Source organism: Mariniflexile sp. TRM1-10, from assembly GCF_003425985.1.
Lineage (GTDB): Bacteria > Bacteroidota > Bacteroidia > Flavobacteriales > Flavobacteriaceae > Mariniflexile.
Map to the genome: position 1 here is coordinate 2,885,552 of NZ_CP022985.1, position 26,168 is coordinate 2,911,719.

17 protein-coding genes are annotated in these 26,168 nt (G+C 34.9%); 10 read left to right on the forward strand and 7 right to left on the reverse strand.

Features of this window, described 5'->3' with window-relative positions; genetic code table 11:
* The first annotated feature begins 706 nt into the window (after positions 1 to 706).
* The 5 genes from CJ739_RS12060 (at position 707) to CJ739_RS12080 (ending at position 4,696) form a co-directional block, all read left to right on the forward strand.
* Complete coding sequence (locus CJ739_RS12060) at positions 707 to 1,300, forward strand: HAD hydrolase-like protein (RefSeq protein ID WP_162880200.1); 594 nt, start codon at positions 707 to 709, stop codon at positions 1,298 to 1,300.
* A gap of 2 nt (positions 1,301 to 1,302) precedes the next feature.
* Positions 1,303 to 1,929, forward strand: coding sequence for an amidophosphoribosyltransferase (locus CJ739_RS12065; protein ID WP_117175631.1), 627 nt, complete (start codon positions 1,303 to 1,305; stop codon positions 1,927 to 1,929).
* An 11-nt stretch (positions 1,930 to 1,940) separates the two neighbouring features.
* Positions 1,941 to 2,939: a DNA-processing protein DprA gene (locus CJ739_RS12070; protein ID WP_117175633.1), complete on the forward strand. Its 999-nt coding sequence runs from the start codon at positions 1,941 to 1,943 to the stop codon at positions 2,937 to 2,939.
* Between the two features lie 186 nt (positions 2,940 to 3,125).
* A complete protein-coding gene (locus tag CJ739_RS12075; protein ID WP_162880201.1) occupies positions 3,126 to 3,743 on the forward strand; it encodes a restriction endonuclease in 618 nt (205 codons plus the stop codon).
* Between the two features lie 158 nt (positions 3,744 to 3,901).
* Complete coding sequence (locus CJ739_RS12080) at positions 3,902 to 4,696, forward strand: DUF5677 domain-containing protein (protein ID WP_117175639.1); 795 nt, start codon at positions 3,902 to 3,904, stop codon at positions 4,694 to 4,696.
* A gap of 417 nt (positions 4,697 to 5,113) precedes the next feature.
* On the opposite strand, the gene CJ739_RS12085 is transcribed toward CJ739_RS12080, so the two are convergent.
* Positions 5,114 to 5,521 (reverse strand): helix-turn-helix domain-containing protein, encoded by a 408-nt coding sequence (locus CJ739_RS12085; RefSeq protein WP_117175641.1) that lies wholly within the window; start codon positions 5,519 to 5,521, stop codon positions 5,114 to 5,116.
* A 719-nt stretch (positions 5,522 to 6,240) separates the two neighbouring features.
* On the opposite strand from CJ739_RS12085, the gene CJ739_RS12090 reads away from it, so the two are divergent.
* Positions 6,241 to 7,440, forward strand: a complete 1,200-nt coding sequence (locus CJ739_RS12090; protein ID WP_117175644.1) for a sensor histidine kinase — start codon at positions 6,241 to 6,243, stop codon at positions 7,438 to 7,440.
* A gap of 841 nt (positions 7,441 to 8,281) precedes the next feature.
* Positions 8,282 to 10,504 (forward strand): glycosyltransferase, encoded by a 2,223-nt coding sequence (locus CJ739_RS12095; protein WP_117175649.1) that lies wholly within the window; start codon positions 8,282 to 8,284, stop codon positions 10,502 to 10,504.
* Positions 10,505 to 10,746: 242 nt separating this feature from the next.
* Here CJ739_RS12095 and CJ739_RS12100 read toward each other — a convergent pair whose 3' ends face one another.
* The 6 genes from CJ739_RS12100 to CJ739_RS12125 form a co-directional block, all read right to left on the reverse strand.
* On the reverse strand, positions 10,747 to 13,515 hold the full coding sequence (locus tag CJ739_RS12100) for an alpha-amylase family glycosyl hydrolase (RefSeq protein WP_205419359.1): 2,769 nt from the start codon (positions 13,513 to 13,515) through the stop codon (positions 10,747 to 10,749).
* A gap of 131 nt (positions 13,516 to 13,646) precedes the next feature.
* Entirely contained in the window at positions 13,647 to 14,954 is a 1,308-nt protein-coding gene (locus tag CJ739_RS12105; protein WP_117172209.1) for an IS110 family RNA-guided transposase, read from the reverse strand.
* Between the two features lie 292 nt (positions 14,955 to 15,246).
* A complete protein-coding gene (locus CJ739_RS12110) occupies positions 15,247 to 16,707 on the reverse strand; it encodes a SusE domain-containing protein (protein WP_117175651.1) in 1,461 nt (486 codons plus the stop codon).
* A gap of 19 nt (positions 16,708 to 16,726) precedes the next feature.
* On the reverse strand, positions 16,727 to 17,857 hold the full coding sequence (locus CJ739_RS12115; RefSeq protein ID WP_117175654.1) for a SusE domain-containing protein: 1,131 nt from the start codon (positions 17,855 to 17,857) through the stop codon (positions 16,727 to 16,729).
* 17 nt (positions 17,858 to 17,874) lie between these two features.
* Entirely contained in the window at positions 17,875 to 19,476 is a 1,602-nt protein-coding gene (locus CJ739_RS12120; protein ID WP_117175657.1) for a RagB/SusD family nutrient uptake outer membrane protein, read from the reverse strand.
* 11 nt (positions 19,477 to 19,487) lie between these two features.
* On the reverse strand, positions 19,488 to 22,433 hold the full coding sequence (locus CJ739_RS12125) for a SusC/RagA family TonB-linked outer membrane protein (protein ID WP_117175660.1): 2,946 nt from the start codon (positions 22,431 to 22,433) through the stop codon (positions 19,488 to 19,490).
* 416 nt (positions 22,434 to 22,849) lie between these two features.
* On the opposite strand from CJ739_RS12125, the gene CJ739_RS12130 reads away from it, so the two are divergent.
* From CJ739_RS12130 to pgmB, 3 genes are all read left to right on the forward strand, one after another.
* The gene (locus CJ739_RS12130; RefSeq protein WP_117175663.1) at positions 22,850 to 23,923 is read left to right on the forward strand and encodes a LacI family DNA-binding transcriptional regulator; all 1,074 of its coding nucleotides are present in this window, start codon (positions 22,850 to 22,852) and stop codon (positions 23,921 to 23,923) included.
* A gap of 131 nt (positions 23,924 to 24,054) precedes the next feature.
* On the forward strand, positions 24,055 to 25,413 hold the full coding sequence (locus tag CJ739_RS12135) for an MFS transporter (protein ID WP_117175666.1): 1,359 nt from the start codon (positions 24,055 to 24,057) through the stop codon (positions 25,411 to 25,413).
* A gap of 51 nt (positions 25,414 to 25,464) precedes the next feature.
* A complete protein-coding gene (gene pgmB / locus CJ739_RS12140) occupies positions 25,465 to 26,133 on the forward strand; it encodes a beta-phosphoglucomutase (RefSeq protein ID WP_117175669.1) in 669 nt (222 codons plus the stop codon).
* Positions 26,134 to 26,168 lie beyond the last annotated feature (35 nt).

The window sequence follows — 26,168 nt, forward strand, 5'->3', positions numbered from 1 at the left end:
CAAAACCCAAGAGGTTAGATAGTTAGATAGTTAGATGGTTAGATTGTTAGAAAGTTAGAAAGATGCTTTTTTTTAACGACAAGACCCTACTTTACGATTCCCGATTTCCGATTTTGACCTCCCTGATTAGAATTGACCGATTCACCAAAACCTGACGATTAACGATTTCTGATTAACGATTAACGATTAACGATTGACGATTGACGATTGACGATTCCCGATTCACCTTTCACGATTTTTTTCACGTTTCACGATTTTGACCTCCCTGATTATAGTTAACCGATTCACCAAAACCTTGAACCCCAAACCCAGAACCTTGAACCCAACTCACAGCACGCTAACAAACAAACCCGTGACACATATTGACACACATTGACACATATTGACACACATTGACACAAATTGACACACCTGTCCAAAAATAGAGGGGTTTTGTTCGAGTTTTGTTCGGGTTTTGTTCAGCTACAGTTCGGGGGTCTATTTTTTGGATGGGGGTTTGCCTGAACAATGGGCGAACGAAACTAAACTAAGACTGCTGTCATACCCACTTTAGTATATTTTAAAATGTTTTTGTAAGTGGTTTTTTATTATATTCGTAAACATATAAACGATATAACTACAATGGTATAACTGTTTGTTGTGGTTATACGTGTGTTGGGTGCAAGTGTATGAACCCACCAACATCAAAACAAGAACTGAAAGGAAAGTGGAAATACCAGACAGAAAAATATCTGAAATTGAACTCGAAATTACCTCTGAAACGGTTTTATTTTTTGATATGGACGGAACAATAGTTGATACTAATCTTGCAAATTATCTTTCTTATAAAAAAGCGATACAATCTATTACTAACTCAGACTACCACATAACTTACAATCCTGACAAAAGGTTTAATCGCAGTAATCTAAAAAAAGAAGTTTTAAATCTTAGTGAAGTCGACTACAAAAGGATAATCCAAAAGAAAGAAGAGTATTATGTAGATTTTCTAAACGAGATTAAGCTTAACAATGAAGTCTCAAACATTTTGTTCAAATACTCTACAACAAACAAGACTGTATTGGTTACAAATTGTCGTAAAGACAGGGCTTTACAAATTTTAAATTACTTTCAATTATCCGACAAATTTGACTACATTTTCTTCCGTGAATTTGACGGTAACGAAAAGATAAATAAGTACAAAAATGCTATCAACAAATTAAATATTTCACCAAACAAAGTAATCGTTTTTGAAAACGAAAGAACTGAAATAAATGACGCTATAAATGCAGGAATTGACGAAAATAAAATTTTAAGCCTTTAATTATGACACCTTTTACAATTGAAAGAAATCGGTTTTTAGCTAAAAATATTCAAGGATTTTATCACACAGATTTTGGCGGTGTTGACTTACCAAACAATCCGAATTACCTGTATAAATTAAAAAATGATCCACACCATAATTGGACTGATTATCGTCTTCAACAAGCACAACAGCAATTATTACAGGTGCTTTTGAGTGATTTGCCAGATGTATTGAACCAAGTAAATACAAATTCTTTAACAGTTTGTGTCGTTCCAAGAGCAAAAGCCGACAATACGTATCGCCAAAACCAACTTCTTTTTAAAGCAACAATAAGGAATGCTATAAATCAATTAGGCAATAATTTCATTGATGGCACTAATTTTATTGTCCGTCATACAAACACAAAGACAACCCACCTACGGCAACCAATGGAAGGATATGTAAATGACGGCTCTGAACCATATCCAGGTATAAGTTTAGATACTTGTAATTTTTCAAATAATATTAAAGGTCGTGATATTTTACTGATAGATGACATTTACACAAGAACGGTAAATATTGATGAAGATATGCTTCAAACTTTAATAAACCTTGGAGCAAACTCTATCTTATTTTATGCAATCGGCAAAACCATTTTTAACGGATAAATAAACTTAAAATGAAATATACTACCAATGCTCTAAATATACTAACAGCCAAATCTTACAAAGGTATTGGTAACGCTTGGTTAGTTAAGAATTTAGAGGGCAATGAAGATATTGATACGATTGTTTCTCTTCTAAACAATAAAATTAAAGAGAAAACAAATATTGATGAGTTCAAAAATTTAAGGGAAATATTTGAGGACAAACTCAATCAAAAATTTAAGGATTGTTGTGATGGTTTTGTCGCTTTAGGCGATAATGATTTCCCACAATATCGTGGAAATGTTAAAGATAGTGAGAAGCCTGTATTTCTTTACTATAAAGGAGATATAGACCTTTTAAACATTGACAACAAAAATATATCTGTAATTGGACTTTTAAGTCCTGAAGGTGACATAGAAGAAAGAGAAAGAAATATTGTTTCTGAGTTCGTTAAAAACGGAGCAACAATAGTTAGTGGTTTGGCTTTAGGTTGTGATAGCATTTCACATCAAGAAGCTTTAGACCAAAATGGCAAAACCGTAGCAATTTTACCAAGTCCACTCTATGATATAATGCCAGCCACAAATAAAGGTCTAGCGTTTAAAATTGTAGATGAAGGCGGCCTTTTAATTACAGAATATGGCACTGATTTTAAAAGCAAAATGGAATTAAGTAGCCGTTATAAAGAGCGTGATAGATTACAGGCTTTATTTTGCGAGACAATAATCTTAGCTGCAAGTTACGCACAAAATAGTGCAGAACGTTGGAAATTGCACGGACAGAAACTCGATAGTGGAGCTAGATTGGCTATGGGGTTTGCAAAAGACTATAACATTCCACGAGCTGTTATGTATGATAAAGAAATTGATGAAACCAATCCAATGTTTGATTTAAACAGAGACTTGATTAAAGAACAGAAAGACATTATTATAATTGAACAAAATAACATTTCTGAAACAGTAAAAAAGGTAATGAATAAATCTTCCTTGGCGAAAAGGGGAAATGCTATTCAAGGAAATCTGTTTCATTAAAAAGTATGAAATTGAAAAACACCAGCACCCAACAATGGGTATAAAACATAGGGCGGACAGTGGTTTCCGCAAGTTTCGGGTTCTTAGCAAGCTTAGTCTCGGTGGACAAGTACGCAGCTCCGAATGCCCTACGTTTCATACCCTAGAACGTTATGTACAAGTATAAAAAAGACAACAATACCTAACATGAAAATAAACTGGACTGAAATATCTCCCGAAGACTTTGAGCGGATTTGTTTTAAGATAATTGAAGAAAATGATTTTAAAAATTTGAAATGGTTTGGAAAATCAGGAGGAGACAAAGGACGAGATTTAGTTGGTGACAAATATGAAGAACCTCTTCCTGGAGTGACAAAGTCAAATAAATGGGTCATTCAGTGTAAAAGGTATATCACAAAGCCACCTTCAAAAGCAGATATTAATAATATTCTCATTGATGCAGAAGAACATAATCCAACGGATGTTTTAATAATACTTTCAAATACCTTATCAGCAAACACTAAAGACTGGATTGAACAAAAAAGAAAAGAAACAAAATATTATATACACATTTGGGAGGAACTAGACTTAGAACGAGAGATAAACAGACATAGACGAAAAATTGAAGAACTATTCCCAAATTTTATAGAAAAAAATAACGTTGAGTTTTACGAAATAACAGATGTCACAAAACATTATTTTGGATGCAATGAATTCGAGAATGTTGAAATAAGAGTTTTGGACTCAGAATCAAAAGAAGAAGCGTTAAGACAAGTAAAAGAGTTTATTGACTTTTTAAAAAATAATGAGATAATATGGGATTAAAATACCTGTACATAACAAATTGCAAATTGCATTGCGGGTGCAGTGGTGTTCATTGTCTCTGCTCCTTTCTTGACCGTCATGTCCTATCGGACACTGACGCTCTTCGAAATCCGCAACGACAACTTGCAAGTGACCGTTATGCACAAGCTTAAAATAAGATGAACGACATTGAGAAATATAGAGATTTAGATGATGAAATATTTGAAATATTAAAAGAATATTTCCCTCAAATCACTTCGTCAGAATTCAAAAAAAATTATCACGCTACATATCTGTTATTAGGTATGTTTGATACCAGTGGAACATTTATTAAAAATTCGATTTTCGACAGCTGTGAAGCAGATGATTATTATGGTGCTAAGATTTTATTCAGAAGTCTAATTGAACACTTTGTTCGTTTCAAATATCTTTTTGTAAACTGGGGAAAAACAAAATCAGATGATTTTGCCAAAAATTACATGGATTACGGAAATGCCAGGGAAGTTTTAGACATAATAAAAGCTAGAGTATCCGAACAACAACTGTACGACCAAAATTTTAAAATAAAAGATTGGGACAACTTTCTAAAAGACCATCCAGACTTTAAAAACAAAACAAGACAGGAAGTAGAAAATGAAACACGTAAATATGCATTTAAGAATATTGTCAGGTTTCTAAACAGTGAGTTTAGAAAAAGTGATGAAGGCATGTCCTCTTTTCTTGGTCAAATAATTATTGAATACTCTAACCTTTCTTCATATGTACACGGAGGAATGAAATCCTACAATGAAATGATGTTAGCAAATACCGACAAAAAAAGAGAAATTGAATACAATCGAATTTGTGGACTTACTTTTCAAATGAGTAATTCCATAAAACTATTCTCCTTACTAATGTATGCTCAAACTGAAAGAGAGGTATTTAGCAAGTATTATTTAAGAGTTGATGAAATACTAAAAAAAATGAACGATTAAAAGCCAGTACATAACAAAGTACATATTTCAGAGTGGGGTTGGTGCGGTATTGTAACTGCGGATTCTCGCACCAGCTCTGCGAAGTCTGTGACTTCGTAGCAATATTAAAACCAAACTATTGAAAATATTTTTTTTTGAAGTCCCTCTTTATAAGAAAATAACTATTCACGAAACCGAAGATAAAAAGTTAGATGGGTTTATTGATTTTTACTTATAATTCCCAACCTTATAAGTTACCAAACCAACCTATAGCCGCGATTTTAAACTAAAGGAAACCATCACTTTGAGTGCGTCTATGCAGCTGTTTTATAAGGCTGAAATAAAATTCCCTTTAAATACATTCCTATTCAGCTAGAAACATATAAAAAGGGAATTTTTTGAGATTTAAATTAGCAATTATTTTCTTCTGGTATGGTATTATTTATTGAGTAGTTTCTCCAAATATTCGATTTTATCCTTTTCGGCTTTCAACAAGCGTTCATAAAGTTTTTCCTTTTCTTCATAAAGTTCCAAAACTTTATCTAGAGGATTAAAATTAGGCTGAAAATTTATGCCATTCAGAATTGAACTGTCATTAAAAGTATTTGATATAATATTTAATACTGCTTCATCAGAAAATTTTTCAATTGATTCTTTGGTTACACCAAGAACCTTTGCAATCTGTTCCAGTTTGTCACCCTCAATGGTTTCAGACTGCTCAATTTTAGACACTGCTTGTTGGCTAATGCCCAGTCCTTCGGCGAGTGTTTCCTGTTTCATGCCTCTTAGCTCCCTGATACGGCTAATCTTTCTGCCTATGTGGTTTGGTTTTGTTGCTGTTTCCATGAACCAAATATAAGGTTTTTTGTGAAATTTACCACACTTGTAAAAAACAAATTCGATTTGGTTTTATACAACTTATTTTGGTTCGGTACGTCTGGTTTATGCTCTTAATTTATGTAAAACAAATTAGTATGGAAACATCATCTCATTTTCGCTTACAAACAAAAAGTCAAGAGGGGTTCATTATCATAATATGTGAATTATGTAAATTTTCTCAATAAAAGTGTAACTTATTTCATGGTTTCTTAATTAAGTTTATAAACTTTTTAGTTGGTTTAGGGAAAGTCCAAATGATTACCCTCAATCTTATTTGGCTTTAAAAAGCAGATTCTATAATCTGCTTTTTTTATTTTATAATTTTTGAATTATAAATTTATTCAACCCATTCTATTCAAAATATGTGATATATGTAAACTTTCACCGACTAAGTGTAATGCCTTGAGGGATTAAATTAATCACCTTTATATATTAATATACATAAATTCCAAAAGTGAGATTTATACACATAGGACAGTACAGTTTTAAAAAAGCTTAAAATGTTTGTTTGATAACCTATTTAAAAAGTCAAAAAATATGATGCTATAAGCATTCAAGTAAAACCCATATTAAACGAAAGCAAACGAAAAACTATAAATTGCTGTAAGATGTTATTTCGTAGAACTTAACACAGCAAGAGGTAACCATGCTGAAGTTGCCACTATTAATATAAATACTATTTTATTATGAACAATAAAGAACTATTAAATTCAAAGCCGGTACATGAAGATGACGTAACGGTTTTTGCGGATATTAAAGAGATGAAAAAATATTTTAATACTGCTTTGCAATTTGATAAAGAACGGCAGTCGGTGATACTTAAGAGTATTGGCGATGCGGTGATTGCGACAGATATGGAAGGAAACATCATATTGATGAATGCGATAGCCGAAAACCTTACTGGATGGAAGTCAGAAGAAGCGGAAAACAAACCAATAACAGAGGTGTTTTATATTATCGATAAACTAACAAGGGAAGAAAGTGATAATCCAATTAAATCCGTTCTTAAAACGGGAAAAGCATTGGCATTAGATCCAGACACTATATTGATTTCCCGCGATGAAAAAAAGGAATATTCAATTAACGACAGTTGTGCGCCTATTTTCGATCTAAAAGGAAATATGATGGGCGTTGTACTTGTTTTCAGAGATGTTACAAAACAAAAGGAAGAGGAAGCCCTTAAGGAAAAAATTACAGCTGATTTAATTCAGCGAAACAAAGACCACGAGCACTTTGACAACATTATTTCCCATGATTTAAGAGCACCTGTTTCAAATATTCTTAGTTTGACAACATTAATAAATGATAAAGATTTAGAAGAAGGTGAAAAAGAGTTTATCATGAATGCACTTGCTACATCTGCGGAAAGATTAGATGAGGTGATTGTTGATTTGAATGTTATTCTAAGTCTTGGAAAACAATTAAACGAAAAAAAGGAGCAGATCCAATTTTCAAAACTAGTTAGTGATATTCAAGAAAGCATCAGGAACATTTTGGAAAAAGAACAAGCCAATTTTAAAATAGATTTTAGTCGAGTGGATGACATGTTCACGATTAAAAGTTACATGTATAGTGTTTTTTATAATCTTATTTCAAATAGTATAAAATACAGGAGACCTGATGTGCCATTAGACATTACAGTTGAAAGCGATTTAGTCGATGAAAAAATTATTCTCACATTTAAAGATAACGGCCTGGGAGTTGACCTAAAGAAAAGTGGGAATGATTTATTCGGATTATACAAACGCTTTCATACCGACAAAGCCGAAGGAAAAGGAATGGGACTCTATATGGTAAAAGTACAAGTGGAAAAATTAGGTGGAGAAATAAGTGTGAAGAGCACAGTTAATCAAGGAACTGAGTTTACCATAGTATTAATTCCATAATTCGGCCCATAGAAAAGAAAAACAGGAAACCGAAAGAGCAGTTGCAACAAAAGAAAACAAATAATTTTCTTAAAAGAGGATATAGATCATTTTGCAGCCAATTGAAAAAAGCCAAGATGAAGTATCATTTTTATTCTAAAAAAAGCAATATAAAATGACGTTTAGTTTGTCAGCTTGTCCAAGTCCCAATTTTAAAAAACGGCATTGGTAGTCCATTAATACTTTATAGAAAAGCAACATGTTTTACCCATTGAATATTTCACATCAGTAAATAGCCTTACTGCAACCTCAAATCGAGCTACCAAGGAAGCCCCTCCTTAACCAATTTCAAATATTAAATAAATGATTGCTATCAAAAATGAAGGCATTGCTCTTTCAGAAACCGAATTGGATTATGAAATCCATGGAATTGAAGATCCAAGAATAGTAAAAATTGATTAATGTATGTTATTTAACCTATTGTGCTTATGATGGTGTAAATGCTTTAAATCCATAAGCTACATCAATAACAACATTAAAAGTAATCCAGATAAAAATTATTGCTTTGGGACAAAAATCCCATTTTGTACTGAAATGGTAAAAGGAAAAGTCATGTTTTTGCATTGAATTAAGACCTGACATTCAAATCGCAGCATCATCAGTAAATTTAGAAGAATTAATTATGGAATTATTAAATATAAATTTGATTATCCGTTATTAATCATAATGAGCGGGTCTCCTCGAGCGCAGTCGAGAGGTTATTAACTTAACGACTTCAAAATTAGGTCTCGACTGCGCTCGACCAGACAACGATATTCTCTAAATGATTGATTACGGATATACAATAATATAAAATATAAAAATGACTGTTAGTGAAATAGTAATGATAACCTCTTTCCCACCGAGGAAATGTGGTATTGCGACCTATAGCCAAGACTTGATTAAAGCTATTGAGGATAAATATGGTGATAGTTTTACCATCAAAGTTTGCGCTTTGCAAAAAGGGGACAGTGTTTTAAGATATCCACCTGAAGTAAACTATTTTTTAAAAACAGGATTGAAAGAAGATTACAGAAGATTAGCCTTAACGCTAAATGCAGATGAAGCTATTAAAATAATCTACTTACAACACGAATTCGGATTATATGGTGGTCATTTAGGAGATTTTATTATCGACTTTTTAGAATATCTAGATAAGCCAGTTATTACTACATTTCATACCGTTCTAACAAATCCCAATGATGATAGAAAAGTAGTTGTTCAAAAAATTATAGCACTGTCGAGTCAAGTCATTATAATGACAAATCTATCAGCCAAAATATTAAAAAACGAATATGTAATCCCTAAAGAGAAAATAAAAATCATTCCACATGGGACACATCTTATAGAGCCATTACATCTAACTTTAAAAGAATCGGTTCCTTTTAAAAGTAAAATCATCATTTCTACTTTTGGGTTGATAAGCGAAGGAAAAGGTATAGAAACAGCACTGGATGCTTTACCTAAAATTGTAGCTAAATTTCCGAATGTTTTGTATTTGATTATTGGAAAAACACACCCAGAAGTTATAAAAATAGATGGGGAAATTTATAGGGATTATTTACATGAGAAAGTAAAGGAGTTGAAAATGGAGAATAATGTTCTGTTTATCAATAAATATCTTGCTTTAGAGGTGTTGCTGGAATACTTACAGCGTACCGATGTCTATTTTTTCACATCCAAAGATCCTCAACAAGCGGTAAGTGGTACGTTAGTTTATGCTTTGTCGGCTGCGTGTCCTGTGTTATCAACCCCTATTCCACACTCGTTGGAAATGCTAGACGGAGCAGGCATTAACTTTGACTTCGGAAATGCGGAACAACTTGCAGACGCTGCTATTTTGATACTTTCAAACCCAGACATGATGGAAAATATGCGGTTAAATGCGCTACACAGAATAAGTCCTACCGCTTGGCAAAATGCTGCTATTTCCCATATCAAACTTGCTGAAACAGTCGTAAAGGGAACAGGTTTTCAACTGAATTACAAAGTCCCTGAAATCAATTTAAAGCACATCAATCGAATGACGACCGATTTTGGAATGATTCAATTTGCTAAAATATCCGATCCCGATTTAGCATCTGGTTATACAATTGACGATAATGCCAGGGCTTTAATTGCAGTGGCCAAACACTTTGAATTAACAGGGAAGTTTAGTGATTTGCCTTTAATCAATACGTATTTGAAATTTATTCTGTTTTGCCAACAGGAAGATGGTACCTTTTTGAATTATGTGACTACTGACAAATCTTTTTTTGATAAAAACAAAGATGAAAACCTTGAAGATGCCAATGGAAGGGCCATTTGGGCATTGGGGGAATTTTTATCATTAAAACAATTGTTGGATTTCAATTTACAATCCCAAGTTGAAACTGCTTTTCAAAAAGCAATTCACGTCATCCATCGCATACAATCCCCCCGGGCTATGGCGTTTTGTATAAAAGGTTTGTATTTCTATTATCTTTTTAAAAAAGAGGCGTCTATTTTACACCTTATCACAAAATTAGCTGATAATTTGGTGTCAAAATACCGAGGTGTTTCTAATGACGAATGGCAATGGTATGAAGAGTATCTTACCTATGCCAATGCTGTAATTCCAGAGGGTATGTTACTGGCGGGCGTATGTACCCAAAACGAACTATTTAAAGACATTGCCCATAAAACGTTTGATTTTTTATTAGAGACGACTCTCAATGATGGAAAAATCAAGGTGATTTCCAATCGTGGTTGGCACCATAAGGGAAAAGATAAAAACCATTTTGGTGAACAACCCATTGAAGTGGCCTACACCATTCTAGCTTTAAATACTTTTTTTTATATAAAGAATGATAAAACATATTTGGATAAAATGAAAACGGCCTTTAATTGGTTTTTGGGTGAAAATCATTTGAGCCAAATCATTTACAACCCTGTTACTGGTGGCTGTTATGATGGATTGGAAGAACATCAAGTCAACCTTAATCAAGGAGCAGAAAGCACCGTAAGTTATTTGTTGGCAAGGTTGGTCGTTGAAAAAAATATAGAGCCTACTAGTCTTTTATTATAATCATTAGTGTCCGATTAAAGATTCAAGACCGCTTTGCTAGAAGAAAAAAGAAAAGAGACTATAGACAATAGACTAATAGACAATAGACAATAGAAGCGGTTAACCTTTTTCGTTTCAAGCGAAAAAGATTAAACTACTTCATAGACTAAATGGCAACAAATTATAACAAAAAGCAAGTTCGCAAAGACGTATTAAGCTTTATTTTATAATTTCCAAACCCATGAATATACTGGTTTATTAGTTTATACTTTCAATAGTTTCATAACGTTTAGTTCTCCAGAATCATTGGTTATTTTCATTAAATAAATACCCTTGGATAAGTTCGAGACATCAAATGAAGTTCCTTTTGAAAAAGGCCCTTTAAATTGTTTTACCTGTTTTCCGGTAAGGCTGTAAATAACAATATTGTTACTGTTTTTATTGAGTGAAAAACTAGTGTTTGTTGGGTTTGGATACATTTTAATCCTTTCTGAAGAACCAACTTGGTCCGTGCTTAAATTTTGTGTTTGGGAGTATAATCGGTATTCACCGGGTTGTAAACTTAATAAGGCTGTTGGGTTGGTAACGTTTAGTGTGTTTCCAGAAAACGTGTCGTACCAGTTTCCGGTAGTAGGGAAGTTTGGATTTACAGATTGCGCAGTAACATCAAAATTTGCTACAATAACAACATCTAAATTCCCAACATTATCATTCAAGTTGATGCGTTTTACAAGACCGTTTAAACTAAAACTAAAATCATCGGTATTAAAAGTAGATGGAAATTGCTTTTTAAGCGCTATCATTTTTGTTGTTACGTTGTGCAAATCCATTCGGTCTGTCTCAGTATCATAACCCAGTGTCCATGCATCAGGTTTTCTCTCTAGTCTACAGCTACCGTTATTAATATCGTTTGCACAATTAATACTTTTATCATAGCCAAGTTCTCCAAACTGCCATAGCATTTTAGGACCGGGAACGCCATAAAAAATTACGGAGGCGGCTTCTTGTCGGTCTAATGCCGTGCTTAAGGTTTTTACATTGTAGTCACCACTCGAATTGCCATAGGCTAAATTTTTAACCATTAGGCGTTCTTCGTCGTGACTTTCCATATAGCCAACAACATGTGGGTTGTTCCAGCCTCTGTTTTTATATGATAGCCAAGAAACATCGGCATCTGATGCATATCCCATGGTATTTTGATTAAAACTATGGTTAAGATTCCCCCAAAGCATGATGCCATAATTAGCGAGTTCTGTTTCTTCAGAATTATCGGATAAATGCTCAAAAATAACATAAGCTTCATTTCCTGGGTCTTGGTTCCATACATGGTCTGCATACGCCTTTAAGTTTGCTATTCTATCGGCATCGTAGGCGCTTGCCCAGTTGTTTGTCCCATAATATAGGGTGTTAGAAAGACCTTTGGTAAAGTCAAAACGAAAACCATCAATCTTGTATTCATCCATCCAAAACTTTAAAACATCATTAAAAAAGTCGACTGTATAAGTAGATTCATGGTTAAAATCATATCCCCAATGTGCAGATGTATTATCAACTAAATTATGACTTTGATTATAATAAGGACTGTTTGCTGCAGGGCGGTTATTTACGCCATCCCAATACATTTGTAATAAAGGTGATTGGCTGTATGAATGATTAAAAACAACATCTGTAATAACGGCCATACCTCGGCTATGGCATGCATCAATAAACTGTTTTAAATCGTTGCTTGTTCCGTATGCTTTATCCAAAGCCATATAAAATGAAGGATTATAGCCCCAGCTATCATTGCCTTCAAACTCATTAATGGGCATGAGTTCAATAGCTGTAACGCCTAAGTCTTGTAAGTAATCCAGATGTGTTAAGGCTTCTTGGTACGTATCGCTTTCTGTGAAATCCCTTAATAACATTTCATAGATAACGATGTTTTCTTTATTGGGTCTCGTAAACGAGGTATTTTGCCAAGTATACGATGTTTCATTAATTTTAAAAGTAGAAACTATTCCCGTTGTTTCACCTGTTGGGTACGCCATTAAATTAGGGTAGGTGGTCGTTGGTATATATTGGTCATTATTAGGATCAAGAACTTTTTTAGAATAGGGATCGGCTACTTTTAAAGTGTAATCAATAACATATTGATAGGCGTATTCTGTATCTGGGTTCAGTCCATTTACCGTTAACCAAAAATGATCCCCATCTTTTTTCATTTGGTAAGTTTCATTGAGCATCCAGTTATTAAAACCTCCAACCAAGAATACATCGGTTTTAAAAGGTGCTTCTAAAACAAACGTTACAGTACCGTCGCCATTGTTGTTATAACCATTTTTTAAACCTGTGGGCATGGTTTGGTTTTGGGTCGTTGTTTTTACATAAACCGAAATGGTTTCTTGTTTGGTTTCGTCGTTTTGAGATGCCAATGCATCAATAGTATAACTTCCTGTTGACGTAAACGTATATGAGGTTGAAATTGAAGTCGTGTTTGAAGCTGTTTGTATGGAAGTCGTATTAACTTTCAATTCTAAATTGGCATTAATGCTGGATTCTGCACTGATGGTAATGTTATCGTTTAAATTATAAACGGCACTGTTTGTGGGGTTTGTTATAGTAACGTTCAAGCCTTCAGCATAGATAGGAATGAAAATATCGGGTCTGGATTGGGCGTTTCCTGCACTGTTTCTAAACACAACAGCAATATGGGTAACAACCTCACCAACAGATGTACTGTAAAAAGTTGGGATATCGGGAGTTATGGTTAGTTGATACGTATTTGTGCCGGTTCGGGTTAACTTTGGTTGTGTAGTATTATTTCCCCAGCTTCCTATAACATGTTTCCAGTCTGAATTACTTGTTGAAGCTGTAGTTATGACTCCGGTATGTGCATAGACATCGCCAGCATAGCCTTCTAATTCGGTTCCGGTAGCATTAAATGTTATTGTAATAGCATCTGTAGCAGTTGGTATGGTAGGTATGGTGGTAACTACTTGACCATAAATTACAGATGTAAATAATAAAAAAAGTGCGTATAATTTTTTCATAGTCTATTTTGTTATTTGTAAAAAAAGAGGCTGTCTAAAAAGTCTAGTTCTATGTCATATTGAGCTTGTCGAAATGTTTTAACTTACTGGTAATCAATATCGGTTTCGACAAGCTACCATTGACGTATTTGCTAAACCGCTGTTTTATAGCTAATTGACAAACCAAGTTCTCTTGCCATTTTCATAATGTTCTTTTGTTTATTAAACAAGATCTTCTCCTCATAATCTTTGATTCCCTTCTCTACATATGACAGTCCTTTAACAAATAGCTTCCAATAGAGCTCTGCCAGTTTTCTTGCCATTGCCTTTATTGCCGGTGATGCCCCTTTCTTTGCCCTTATCTTTCTGCCAAAAGCACCCAATGCAATTTTCTTGCTGTTGAGCAGGCTCGTGGCCGCTTGCTTAAATATCAGGCCGGCCTTTGGTTGTCCTTTAGCCTTATAGTTTTTTTTCATCTTGCCCGAATGGTGCTGTTTTGGCGCCAGTCCCAACCAGGAAGTAAAATGCTTTTCTGTTTTCCATTTATGTAAATCAGTCCCTATTTCCGATAGGAGCTGCATCCAATTATAATCTGTTATACCGGGTAGGACCGTAGCATCTTTGCCTTCAAATATTTGCAATAGATAACGGTCCATTCCTTCTATATTTGGTTTGTGGTGCCTCACGTTTTTTCGTGGAGTTGCCTTATTTGATACTTTAGGCCGGTTTGCCCCCATCTTTTTAAGGACTTCTTCCATTTTCAGATCACAACCGGCAATTTGTTGTTGATAAAAATCATAGCACACCACTGCTTGGCCCAAAGCAAATAGCCCTGCTTCATTGTAGTGCCCTTTCAAGGATTTAAGGATCAGTTCCTTTTTTGTTTTCAACACACTCCCATGGCATAGCTTTACCAAAACCCCGGGATCCCTTTCGCCCTTTAAGATCGCCCTGATTATTTTCAATCCACTTACCCCGTGAACTTGGTCCAGAACTTCTTTTAGCCGAACGTTCATCAGGGTCAGTGCTTTTTGCATATGGTTAATATGCATAGCAGCACTACGGATGTGATCTTCGCGCAGGCGTTGATAGCTCCTTAGTTCATGTACCAGTTCATCTGCAACAAAACAACGGTTCAACAAACCATAGCTGTGCAATTGCTGTATCCATTGACAGTCCTTTACATCGGTCTTTCTGCCTGGAACTTGTTTTGTGCTCCTGCCATCCACCAACCATACATCGATGCCTCTTGCCTTCAATATATCATAGAGGATGACCCAATACACTCCCGTGGCTTCCATGGCCACTGAGGTTACATTGTTTTCCTCTAAGTAAGATACCGCCTGTTCCAGATCTGATGTGAAGGTATCAAAACTGCGAACCTCCTTATCTTCAAGACCTATGAAGATTTTTTTGGCTCCGATATCGATCCCTCCTGCGTTTTTCCTGATTTTTTTCATCCTACATTATTTTTTAAAATCACACCCAGAAAATTTTTATGCTTGCTAGACTACCATTCGGGCATTATTATAAATAAGCACCATAATCGCTACCCCTATTTTCTGAAAACCATACTCAACCACAGGTATATAAACACTACGCTGTGCCTCGGAAATATTGTGACTTTTTGTTAAACTTGCACAAAATACGTCATCGCATTCGCTAGTTAAAAACTTTAACAAAAGTCTCAACCTGACAAATTAAGTTTGAAGGACTTTTTAGACAGCCTCTTTTAATATGTTTAAAAAAAATCTAATTTGGAATAATTAGGTAACTGCCATCTAAATCATTAAACCATACATCGTAACTGCCAGATGGTTCTGTAAACGGGAAGTTGTTTCCGTCGCCTAAAAATGCTTTACCATAAAGCTCTGTGGAGCCTGTGTATCTCCAAACGTTCGTCCACATATCATTGGCTCTTATTAGAAACTCTTCACCATTAGTAAAGTTAACAGCTAATGAATACCATAAATGAGGATTGTTTGGATCTTGAGTGAAGTTAATTTCATCACCATCTCCCCAACCACCAATAGCTTGTCCTATAAGACCCATCGTTGTATAAGTAGCAGCAGCAGATGCATCATAAGGTGTTACCGTATAGCTGCCTGATTCGCCAACTGTCGTCATATTATAGGTGTAGTAGCCAGCAGAAGCGACATTAAATGTGCCAGGGTCTGAACCACCGCCAGGATTTACGGCTAGTGAAGAACCATCATTTGTGCCCCATTGTGGTTGCCATTGTCCTTTAGTTTCTAATAATTTGAATGCTCCAGCCTTGAAGTAACCAGTAAATACATAAGCATTCGGAACATCTTGATTTCTGAACATGGGTGTGTTATTATTATTGTTATCCCAACCAGGTGTCGTAGCATCACCAACCATATATAAATTAGGGAAACTTGCGAGGTAAGGCGTTACAGAAATAGTTAAAACTTCAGAAACTCTTTCTAGAACATTGCCATTAGAATTCGTGTTTTTTGCGACAATTCTAATGTCCATATTTCCTGAAATTTCTGGAGTCAATCCAATTCCAATGGCAACGGCATTTAAATCGGCATGGGTCGAAGATACTTTCGTATCGTTTTCAATTGTGCCTAAAGAAACTGGAACCGCAAAGTCTGTTCCTTCTAAGGCAGCTTCTACTATATAGTTTATATCAACTCCAAGAGTAGAAGATAATGCAAGATCTGTCCATTCAACTGTAATAACCGTTTCGTTTGAAGTACTTAAAGATAGTACGAAAGCGTCATTTGCTGACGGACTGGTTATTTGAGGTGTTTCAGTAGGGTAGGTAGTCACTAAATATTGTATCACGTTACTGTATATTCCACTTCCTTTAACTCTTAAATAAATAGCAACATCTCTGTAGTTTGTAGCGCCAGCACTTCTTATAGCTGCATTTAAATCTTCAACATTTATTGTATAAGATTTAGCACTTACACTCCCTAAATTAACTATGGTTGTTAATTCGGGATCTAATGACATTTCAATATCATAAGAAGAACTCTCTGTTAAATCATCGTTCCAAGAGATTGTTATTGCCGCATTGGTTGGTGTTCCAAAATTTAAAAACACATTACTAATGCCTGGTTCTTGTAATACCAATGCTGGATCTGGAGATGTAATCTCAATACTTTCTTGAGTTTCACAAGCTGTAAAAATAAAAGCAAGAAAAAGAAAAAGGATGCCTAACTTTTTTATATATAAATTCATGTCTATATTCTTTTAATAATTATAAATTCAACGGAATTAGTATATAACGACCATCTAAATCGTTGAACCAAACTTCGTAATCGTCCTCTACAACAACTGGAATGTTTTCTCCGTTTTCTGTAGCTTGACCAGAGAATGCCGTTGTTCCTGCCCAAACAGATCCTGTATTGGTTAGAAATTGTAAATCTCCAGGTATCAATCGAACACTATTTAAATACCAAATATGTCCGTTAAAACTTGACTGGTTCATAGCTGTTGTAGTTGTCGCAGTCCCTTGAATACTCATACTAGTAAAATTGGTTGCTGCTGAGGCATCATAAGGGATGATAGTATATGTTTTTGAAGAAAAGTTGATAGTAAACATATAATATCCATCAACAGGAACTCCAAAACGGCCAGGATCGCCACTTTGTGTGCCCGGGTTTCCAGCAATGTCACCGGCTTCTTTAAGAACATCATCACCCTCATTATCGGTAACACCCCATTGTGGCTGCCATAAGCCTCTAGATTCTAATATTTTGAATCTGCCATCATCAAAGCCACCGCCTCCTTTTGTAAAAAAGCCTGTGTAATGATATAAATTAGCATTTCCTTGATCTCTGAATAAAGGATGGTTATTACTATTATTATTCCAACCGGACGAGACACCGTTTCCTACTAAATAAAAATCATTAAAAGGATAATTAAAATAGGGATAGACGCTAAAACTGATACTGTTTGATGCCACTGGCAAACCGTTTTGTGTACCAAGAGAAGATGTTACTCTTGTATATAAAGTATTCCATGCAAATGGCGGTAAACCGATTGTTCCAGCTGCCGAATTTAATTCGCTAACCGATAACGTCACAGTGTTTTTTCCATTTACAGTGGCTGCTTTTACTGGATTAGTAAACGATTCGTCTGCAGAAATTTCAATACTGTAATTTACAGATGCTGGTTGTTTATAATCGGCTTCAGTCCAATTAAGCGTTAACGCTGCATTATTTGTGTTTACAGGATCTAGCTCAATGGTATTTATTGTTAAATCTGCCAAAGTAATTGGGGCTGTAACCGCAACTTCAAAAGTATCTGTGGTGTCCTCGCATGAATTAAGCAGCGAAAACATAGATACCACAAATGCTAAAATTGATATGTTTTTCAAATTTTTCATTTTAATACATTTTTTTATTAGTACCCAAGGTTTTGGGTAAGATTAGGGTTAGCACCAATACTCGCCGTTGGTATAGGATATATATTGAAATAAGAAGGAATCGAAATACCATTACTACCATTACCTTTCCATGCCCAATTATAATTACCACCTGTAAATCGTCCAAATCGAATTAAATCTTGTCTTCTATGTGCTTCCCAGTGAAGTTCTCTTGCTCTTTCGTCCAAAATAAAATCTAAGGTTAATTCCCCAGATGTTATAGTGTTTGAGTTGTTCGCTCTTGTTCTTAAAGCATTTATATAACCTACAGCAGTAGTTAAGCTTCCGCCTCCACCTCTTAAATGAGCTTCGGCGTACATTAAATACACATCGGCCAATCTGAATAAAGGAAAATCTGTGTCAACAAATGTTTTGTCGGTACCAAAGCTTCCTGTAGATGTTGCATTAGAATATTTTTGAATAATATATCCAGTATCTTTGTCAGAAATATCAATAATATCAATAGGTCTGTTTTCCGAAATGATAGTATTGCGATCATCATTTGCAAAACTCGATCCAAACAAATCTGCAAGCTGCTTTCTTACTCTAAGAGCGCCTCCCCAGCCAGCAGCGCCAACACCAACTTCTTCACCATTAACCTCAAGACTTCCTACAGATCCATTAATCATCACGGTTGTTGGGCCATAATTCTGTGTAGAAACACCATCTGATATAATGGGGAAAATAATTTCATTCATAGCTGAATTTGTATTATTATCTGCCATAAAGTTGTGAAGATAATTTGTTGCTAATGAATAACCACCATCAATTATTTTTTCACAATAAGTAATACAATCACTGTATCTGTTTTCCCCTATATAAACCTCAGCGTTCAAGTAAATTTTTGCTAAAATCATATAGGCAACGCCTTTATCAGCTCTTCCATATTCATTTTGTCTAGGTGCTATCAAGTCTGTGTCAATAGCTTTTAGCTCACTTTCTATAAAAGCGAATAATTCGTCTCTGTCTGCTACTGCTGGCTGTGAATTAATGGCATCATCTTCGGTAGCAAAATTTGCTTTTCCGAAAATATCCATCATGTAATAGTATGCCATTGCTCTCATCAATCGTGCTTCGGCTCTATAAGCTACTATGTCACTTCTTACAGATGTCGACACGCCTCTTTCGTCCAGTTTGGCATCCGTAGTTTCTCTTAAAAAATTATTTGCTAAAGCAATTGATAAATGAGCTCTACTGAACATTCCTAATAGTAAAGGGTTTTGAGCGGTCCATAGGTTTCTTTGAATTTCCCTGGTGCCAGGGTCGTTTTCATAAGACCAAATCATTTCATCGGCAGATAGCGATTGTACGTACAAAAGTACACGTCCAAATTGGCTGGTTCCCGCATCAATATTTTTAAGGTTAGAGCTTCCAGCGCCATCCGTTCCTGTTAAGGCTAAATTGGCATAAATACCTGCTAAAACCTGTTTATAAGCCGTTTCATTTTTAAAAAGTTCATCACTTAATATGGTCTGGTCGTCATTGGGTATGATGTTCAAGTCATCGGTACAAGAGGTGATCGTAGCAAGAAAAAGGCTTAAAACCCCAATTGTTTTGTATATTTTAAATCTTGTTTTCATGGTTGTTTTTATTAAAATTTAAAATTAGCTCCAACTAAAATGGTTCTAGGTCTGGGATACACGACGTTATCAATTCCTATTGATAATGAAGCTTCTGAATCATTATCTGTTACCTCTGGATCTAATCCACTATAATTTGTTAAAGTGAAGACATTTTGTAGTCCACCCCATATGCGTATACTTTTTAAGGAATTTGATATCTCATTAAAAGTATAGCCCAAAGTAATATTGTCCATTCTTAAAAAAGAGGCATCCTTAATGTATATATCTGAAGTGATAACATCCGACGTTCTTTGGAAATTGGTCTCTAATATGGATGTTGGAAGATTGCCAAGTACGGCATTATCGAGCAGTTTTTCGTATTGTGTTTTAGATGAGTTTACGTTGTCATAAACATAGTTCCCTATATTGGCTCTCAAGTTGAAAGCTAAATCAATATTTTTATAGTTAATGTTGGATTGGAATCCCAATATAACATCAGCTCCTGGGTTTTCTTTTATGTAGCGATCGTTGTCATTAATAATGTTATCACCGTTTAAGTCTGCGTAAGCACCTTCAATTGGATTTCCAGAAGGATCATATAATTGTTTGAATACATAAAAGGAATTGGGAGCTTCGCCCTCTCTGTGTATCTGGATGTTATTTCCAGTTCCTCCAGAGATTCCACCAGTTCTGACATCTTGTCCAAGTGCTAAATCTTTAATTTCTCTGTCTAAAAAGGTGGCGTTAAAGTTTAAATTAACATTAAAATCCTCTTTTTTAACCACATCAGCATTTAAAGAAAACTCTAAACCTTGAATTTGTAATTCTCCAATATTTTGAATGATGCTATTTGAAAAGTTAGAAGCATCAGCTACCGGTGCTACGAATAATAAGTCTTTGGAACTTTTCTTAAAGACATTTAATGACCCCGAGATTCTATCATCAAATAAACCATAATCAATACCGAATTCAATAGTCGTTGTTTCTTCCCATTTCAAGTCTGGATTAATTTCTGAGGGAATTAAAGATTCAATTATAGAATTCCCAAATTGATATTGGGAGTCCGATCTTCCGCCTCTATATCTACTTAAGAATATATCCTTTTCAGATACCTCTTGTTGTCCAGTAATCCCGTAACTGGCTCTTAATTTTAAGTTCGAAATGGTGTTGGAGTTTTTTAGAAAGTCTTCATCACTAATATTCCAAGCGATAGCACCAGCAGGAAAGTCACCCCATTGATTTTCTTTGCTAAAGCGAGAAGAACCATCACGTCTGTATGTAAAAGTTAATAAATATTTATCTAGTAAAGTAACATTCGCTCTACCAAAGAAACCTATTAAAACAATATTTGGATCAGAGTAAAAGTCATCAACACTTAAAGGGTCTGTTAAATTTCTACCATTTTTTCCACTGTTAGTAAATTTTTGATATGAATAACCTGCAGTTAATTCAGTTCGAAAATCATCAAACTCTTTATCATATGCTAAGTATCCATCAAGTAACTTATTAGTTCTCTTTTGGAAATTTTGCTTGTACGAACCTTTAAAAAGTTGATCAGCATCTGTCGTTGCTACTAGCGCATCCGATATATCTAATCCTTTAGATTCCGTTTCATCATAACCTATATTCACTACTGCTTTTAATTCTGGGAAGAAATGGAATTTATAATCAAAATTTAAATTACCATACGATCTATTGGCATCTCCAGTATTGGTTCTTTGCAGTAAAGAGGCAACGGGGTTTGTCGTTCCGTTCGCTACAAGTGTTCCACTTCTATGTTGGTAATAGCCTCCAAAAGGAGACGATGGATCGTAAACTGGTTGTGATGGATCATACACTAGTGCTGCATTTATTTGCGAAGCATCGGCAAATCGGTTATCTTCAAAAGCAAGGTTAGCATTTAAGTTTACTTTTAAGTGGTTATCAAAAAAAGTTGGGTTTAATGCTAAGCTTAAATTTCGTCTATCAAACTTTGAAGTTTCTAAAGTACCTTCTTGATTGGTTGTTCCAAATGAAAATCTTGCTGGCAAAACTTTAAATAGAGCTCCTTGCATAGAAACATTGTGCTGCGATGACATGGTATTTCTAAATATTTCGTCCTGCCAATTTGTACTGGCACTTCCCAATAAATCAGTATTTATTGTTGTCCCATTAATGGGTTGGGAATTTATTAGTTGTCTAAATTCATCTCCAGTAAAGACATTTATATGGTCAGACACCTCTGAAAAACTGAATTGTGTATCATAAGTCGCACTAAAAGTAGACTTCCCTTTTTTGGTAACAATAATGATAACACCATTTGATGCCCGTGAACCATAAATAGCGGTTGCTGAGGCATCTTTTAAAACAGTAAACGAGTCAATGTCATTTGGGTTTATACTGGCCAAAACACCTCTAGATCCGCTCACACCATCATTGGTAATAGGCAAGCCGTCAATAATAATAAGAGGGTTATTGGACGCGTTTATAGACGAACCACCTCTAATTCTAATTTCAGAGCCCGAACCAGGTGCGCCACTGGTAGTAACCGTGACGCCAGATACCCGACCATTTAGTAAGTTTTCTGCGGTTACAATGTTACCTTTCGTAAAATCTTCAGATGTCACCGATTCTACAGAGCCAGTAGCATCCTTTTTAGTAGTGGAGCCATAACCAATCACTACAACTTCAGATAATTGAGCAGTATCTTCTTCTAATACGACATTCAAAACGGTTTGCCCTGAGTAAATAATTTCTTGTGATTTATAACCTATAAAAGAAAACAATAGCACATCACCGTTATTTACTTCAATTTGATATTCACCATCAAAATCTGTAGCTGTTCCTGTGTACGTGCCTTTAATAAGCACGTTAACACCTGGGATAGGTAAAGATGTTGATTGTTCTGTTACTGTTCCTTTTAAATTTGTTTGTGCTTCTAAGATGGTGGGCACAAAAAGCAGAGAAAACAGTATAGCATTAATAATTGTCTTCATACATTTTTTAGTTAAAGTCTTAATTTTTAGTTTAGTTATATTTTCACTTCTCAAATCAAAACTATGTAAACAAATTGTTAAGAAATAATTATAAGTTACGAAATATTTAACGAAAACGTTTTCGTGTTGACAACTTTTTAATTTAAATGGATTATTCTAATAAAGTCGTAATTCTTTTTGTTAAAATAATTAAGATGGTATCTTTACATAACCATATAAAATTGTTATTTTAGTAAGAATTCAATACCAATAAAATGCGAGGCATTAGCTTGATGTTTTTACTAGCTCTCGGCATATGACAGATAAAATAATTAAGATTCCAACTAATGAAATCGCCATAAACAAGAAGTTTGCTTGCAACACCAATGAAGATAAGCGATTCCGTATGACCTATACAAATAAATGATTTATTGCATATGAAAAGAAAGATCACATTAAAGCAAATTGCGAGAGAACTAGACGTCTCCATTTCTACAGTTTCAAAAGCATTGAGCAATAGCAAAGAGATTAGTGAGGATACTACAAAAAAGATACAGGCCTTTGCTAAACTTTATAGCTACAAGCCTAACAATATAGCGCTCAGTTTAAAAAACAGAAAGACAAAAACCATTGGTATTTTAATTCCAGAGATTGTACACCATTTTTTTTCAACGGTAATTCGAGGTATAGAAAGGGTTGCCAATCGTAGAGGTTATAATGTTATTGTGGGATTGTCCAATGAATCATTTACCAAGGAGGTTATAAATATGGAAATGCTTGCCAATGGCAGTATTGATGGGTTTATTCTATCCATTTCCAAGGAAACGTTATTGAAACAAGATTATCATCATTTTAACGCCGCCATAAGCCAAGGAATCCCCATTGTCATGTTTGATAGGGTTGTTAATGAGGTAAATTGCGACAAAGTTATTGTTGATGATTTAAATGGAGCAGTTAAGGCGGTTAAGAAACTCATTGAAAATGACTGTAAAAATATTGCCTTAATAACAACAATGGATTACATCAGTGTAGGTAGATTAAGGACCCAAGGGTATTTAGAAGCATTACAATATAGTGGAATAGTTGCTGATTCAAATCTGATTTTGAAAATTGATGATAGTTTGGATGTTGAAAATAATTTGGAAGTTTTAGAAGCAGAGATAGCCCAATTTTTTAAGTCGAACCCTAGTATTGATGGGGTGTTTGCTGTAAACGAACTTTATGCGGTCTCCGCTATGAAAGTTGCTAGAAAATTAGGGTTGAAAATCCCAGACGATATCCAAGTTATAGGTTTTACAGATGGCGTGCTCTCAAAACATGCAACACCTAGCTTAACAACGGTGAGCCAACATGGGCAAAAAATGGGTGAACAATCGGCTAATTTATTGATTGATAGATTAGAGGCAGAAGACGCCGAAAACGAACAATATTTTACCAATAATGATACTAAAAAAGAATTTATTAAGGTCGTTATAGAGACCGATATTATTGAAAGAGAATCTACTAAATAAAAATTTATTTGGAGGAATAAATTTTTATTATATATATTTGTAACCGAATCAAAACTTATATTTTCACTTCTCACAATAAGTTTTGATAAGTAAGTCGCTTATCAAATAGTATTAATTTAACATACTATTTAATGGAAAAGCGTAGATTAAGTTTCCTGCAAATTTGGAACATGAGTTTCGGATTTCTGGGGATCCAGATGGGTTTTGCCCTTCAAAATGCCAACGCCAGTAGAATACTTCAAATTTTCGGAGCCGATGTTCACGAACTATCATGGTTTTGGATAATTGCACCCCTTATGGGCTTAATTGTTCAACCCATAGTGGGTCATTATAGCGATAAAACATGGGGACGCTTTGGCAGAAGAAAACCCTATTTCTTGGTTGGAGCTATTTTAGCATCTATAGGTTTGGTGTTAATGCCACAAGCCGATATGTTTATCGCGTTTTTGCCCGCACTTTGGGTAGGAGCAGGAATGCTCATGATTATGGATGCCTCTTTTAATATTGCCATGGAGCCTTTTCGCGCTTTAGTTGGTGACAATTTAAGAACAGACCAACGTACTTTAGGATTTAGTGTTCAAACAGCTTTAATTGGGTTTGGTGCGGTGATTGGTTCGTGGCTACCTTACGCACTTACTAATTGGTTTGGCATATCAAATGAAACATCAGCAGGTGTTGTTCCAACAAACTTAATCTTATCATTCATTATTGGCGCTGTCATATTGGTCATTTCTATTTTAGTGACGGTTTTAACGACTAAAGAATATTCCCCAGAAGAACTAGCAAGTTTTGAAGATGAGCAAGTGCATTCTGAGACCATCGTAAGAGATGGTCCAGAAGAAAAATCTAGCTTGCTCGATATTTTTGATGACTTCAAAAAAATGCCAACAACCATGCGCCAACTAAGTTGGGTGCAGTTCTTTTCTTGGTTTGGGCTTTTTGGAATGTGGGTTTTTGCAACCCCAGCTATCGCACAACATATTTATGGGTTGCCGTACACAGACAGTAGTAGTGTCATGTATCAGGATGCGGGTGATTGGATAGGAATTCTATTTGGTGTTTACAATTTAGTATCTGCGTTCTATGCCTTTGCCTTGCCATATATAGCTAAAAAAATAGGAAGAAAACGTACCCATTCCATCTCTTTAATTATAGGTGGCTTGGGCTTGCTGTCCATTTATATGATGCCAGACAAAAATTGGCTTATTGTTTCCATGATAGGGATCGGTATTGCTTGGGCAAGTATCCTGGCCATGCCCTATGCCATCTTAGCAGGTTCTATATCACCTAAAAAAATGGGTGTTTATATGGGGATTTTTAATTTTTTCATAGTCCTTCCACAAATAATCAATGCGCTAATTGGTGGCCCTCTTGTAAAATACGCTTACGGAAATCAAGCCATATTTGCTTTGATGATGAGTGGCATCAGTTTTTTAATAGCAGCATCATTAGTCTATAAAGTGAAAGACGTTGATGATGTTGTACAATAAAATAATAAATAACAAATAAGCCCTCTCTTTAGGAGAAGGCTAGAAAGATAAATGAGTAAAATAGGAGTTATATTCGATTTAGATGGTGTTATTGTGGACACCGCAAAATACCATTATTTGGCTTGGAAAAGCCTGGCAGATAATTTGGATTTTGAATTTACCGAAACGCATAACGAGTTGTTAAAAGGCGTGAGTCGCGTCAGGTCGTTGGAAATTTTGTTAGATATCGGGGAAGTTCAATTACCCGAACAACGAAAGCAAGAGATATTAATCAGTAAAAACGAAGAATATCTTGGGTATATAATGAAAATGAATGCCGATGAAATTCTTCCTGGTGCAGAAAAACTACTAAACACTTTAGACGATTTAGGTATCAACTATGTACTAGGTTCCGCAAGTAAGAATGCCGAATTAATTTTAAAGCAAGTTGGGCTATACCATCGTTTTTATGGTATTGTAGATGGCAATGCAGTTTCAAAAGCAAAGCCAGATCCCGAAGTGTTTTTAATTGGAGCAAAAAAATTAAACATGCCTCCAAAAAGCTGTATTGTTTTTGAAGATGCCATTGCGGGTATAGAAGCCGCTAATATAGCAAATATGACTTCCGTAGGAATTGGAGATAAGGAAATCCTTAAAGAAGCCGATTTTAATTTTAATAGTTTAACAGAAATACCTGAAGATTTTTTCAGCAGATTTCTTTCAGAAAAAAATAGTACATGACAAAAATCCAAATATGTTCAGATGTCAGTCTGAGC

What these genes read in the sequence shown, in the direction of transcription:
- CJ739_RS12065 (WP_117175631.1), top strand. Translation starts at nt 1,303, where the DNA reads ATGACACCTTTTACAATTGAAAGAAATCGGTTTTTAGCTAAAAATATT.
- CJ739_RS12070 (WP_117175633.1), top strand. Translation starts at nt 1,941, where the DNA reads ATGAAATATACTACCAATGCTCTAAATATACTAACAGCCAAATCTTAC.
- CJ739_RS12075 (WP_162880201.1), top strand. Translation starts at nt 3,126, where the DNA reads ATGAAAATAAACTGGACTGAAATATCTCCCGAAGACTTTGAGCGGATT.
- CJ739_RS12080 (WP_117175639.1), top strand. Translation starts at nt 3,902, where the DNA reads ATGAACGACATTGAGAAATATAGAGATTTAGATGATGAAATATTTGAA.
- CJ739_RS12085 (WP_117175641.1), bottom strand. Translation starts at nt 5,521, where the DNA reads ATGGAAACAGCAACAAAACCAAACCACATAGGCAGAAAGATTAGCCGT.
- CJ739_RS12090 (WP_117175644.1), top strand. Translation starts at nt 6,241, where the DNA reads ATGAACAATAAAGAACTATTAAATTCAAAGCCGGTACATGAAGATGAC.
- CJ739_RS12095 (WP_117175649.1), top strand. Translation starts at nt 8,282, where the DNA reads ATGACTGTTAGTGAAATAGTAATGATAACCTCTTTCCCACCGAGGAAA.
- CJ739_RS12100 (WP_205419359.1), bottom strand. Translation starts at nt 13,515, where the DNA reads ATGAAAAAATTATACGCACTTTTTTTATTATTTACATCTGTAATTTAT.
- CJ739_RS12105 (WP_117172209.1), bottom strand. Translation starts at nt 14,954, where the DNA reads ATGAAAAAAATCAGGAAAAACGCAGGAGGGATCGATATCGGAGCCAAA.
- CJ739_RS12110 (WP_117175651.1), bottom strand. Translation starts at nt 16,707, where the DNA reads ATGAATTTATATATAAAAAAGTTAGGCATCCTTTTTCTTTTTCTTGCT.
- CJ739_RS12115 (WP_117175654.1), bottom strand. Translation starts at nt 17,857, where the DNA reads ATGAAAAATTTGAAAAACATATCAATTTTAGCATTTGTGGTATCTATG.
- CJ739_RS12120 (WP_117175657.1), bottom strand. Translation starts at nt 19,476, where the DNA reads ATGAAAACAAGATTTAAAATATACAAAACAATTGGGGTTTTAAGCCTT.
- CJ739_RS12125 (WP_117175660.1), bottom strand. Translation starts at nt 22,433, where the DNA reads ATGAAGACAATTATTAATGCTATACTGTTTTCTCTGCTTTTTGTGCCC.
- CJ739_RS12130 (WP_117175663.1), top strand. Translation starts at nt 22,850, where the DNA reads ATGAAAAGAAAGATCACATTAAAGCAAATTGCGAGAGAACTAGACGTC.
- CJ739_RS12135 (WP_117175666.1), top strand. Translation starts at nt 24,055, where the DNA reads ATGGAAAAGCGTAGATTAAGTTTCCTGCAAATTTGGAACATGAGTTTC.
- pgmB (WP_117175669.1), top strand. Translation starts at nt 25,465, where the DNA reads ATGAGTAAAATAGGAGTTATATTCGATTTAGATGGTGTTATTGTGGAC.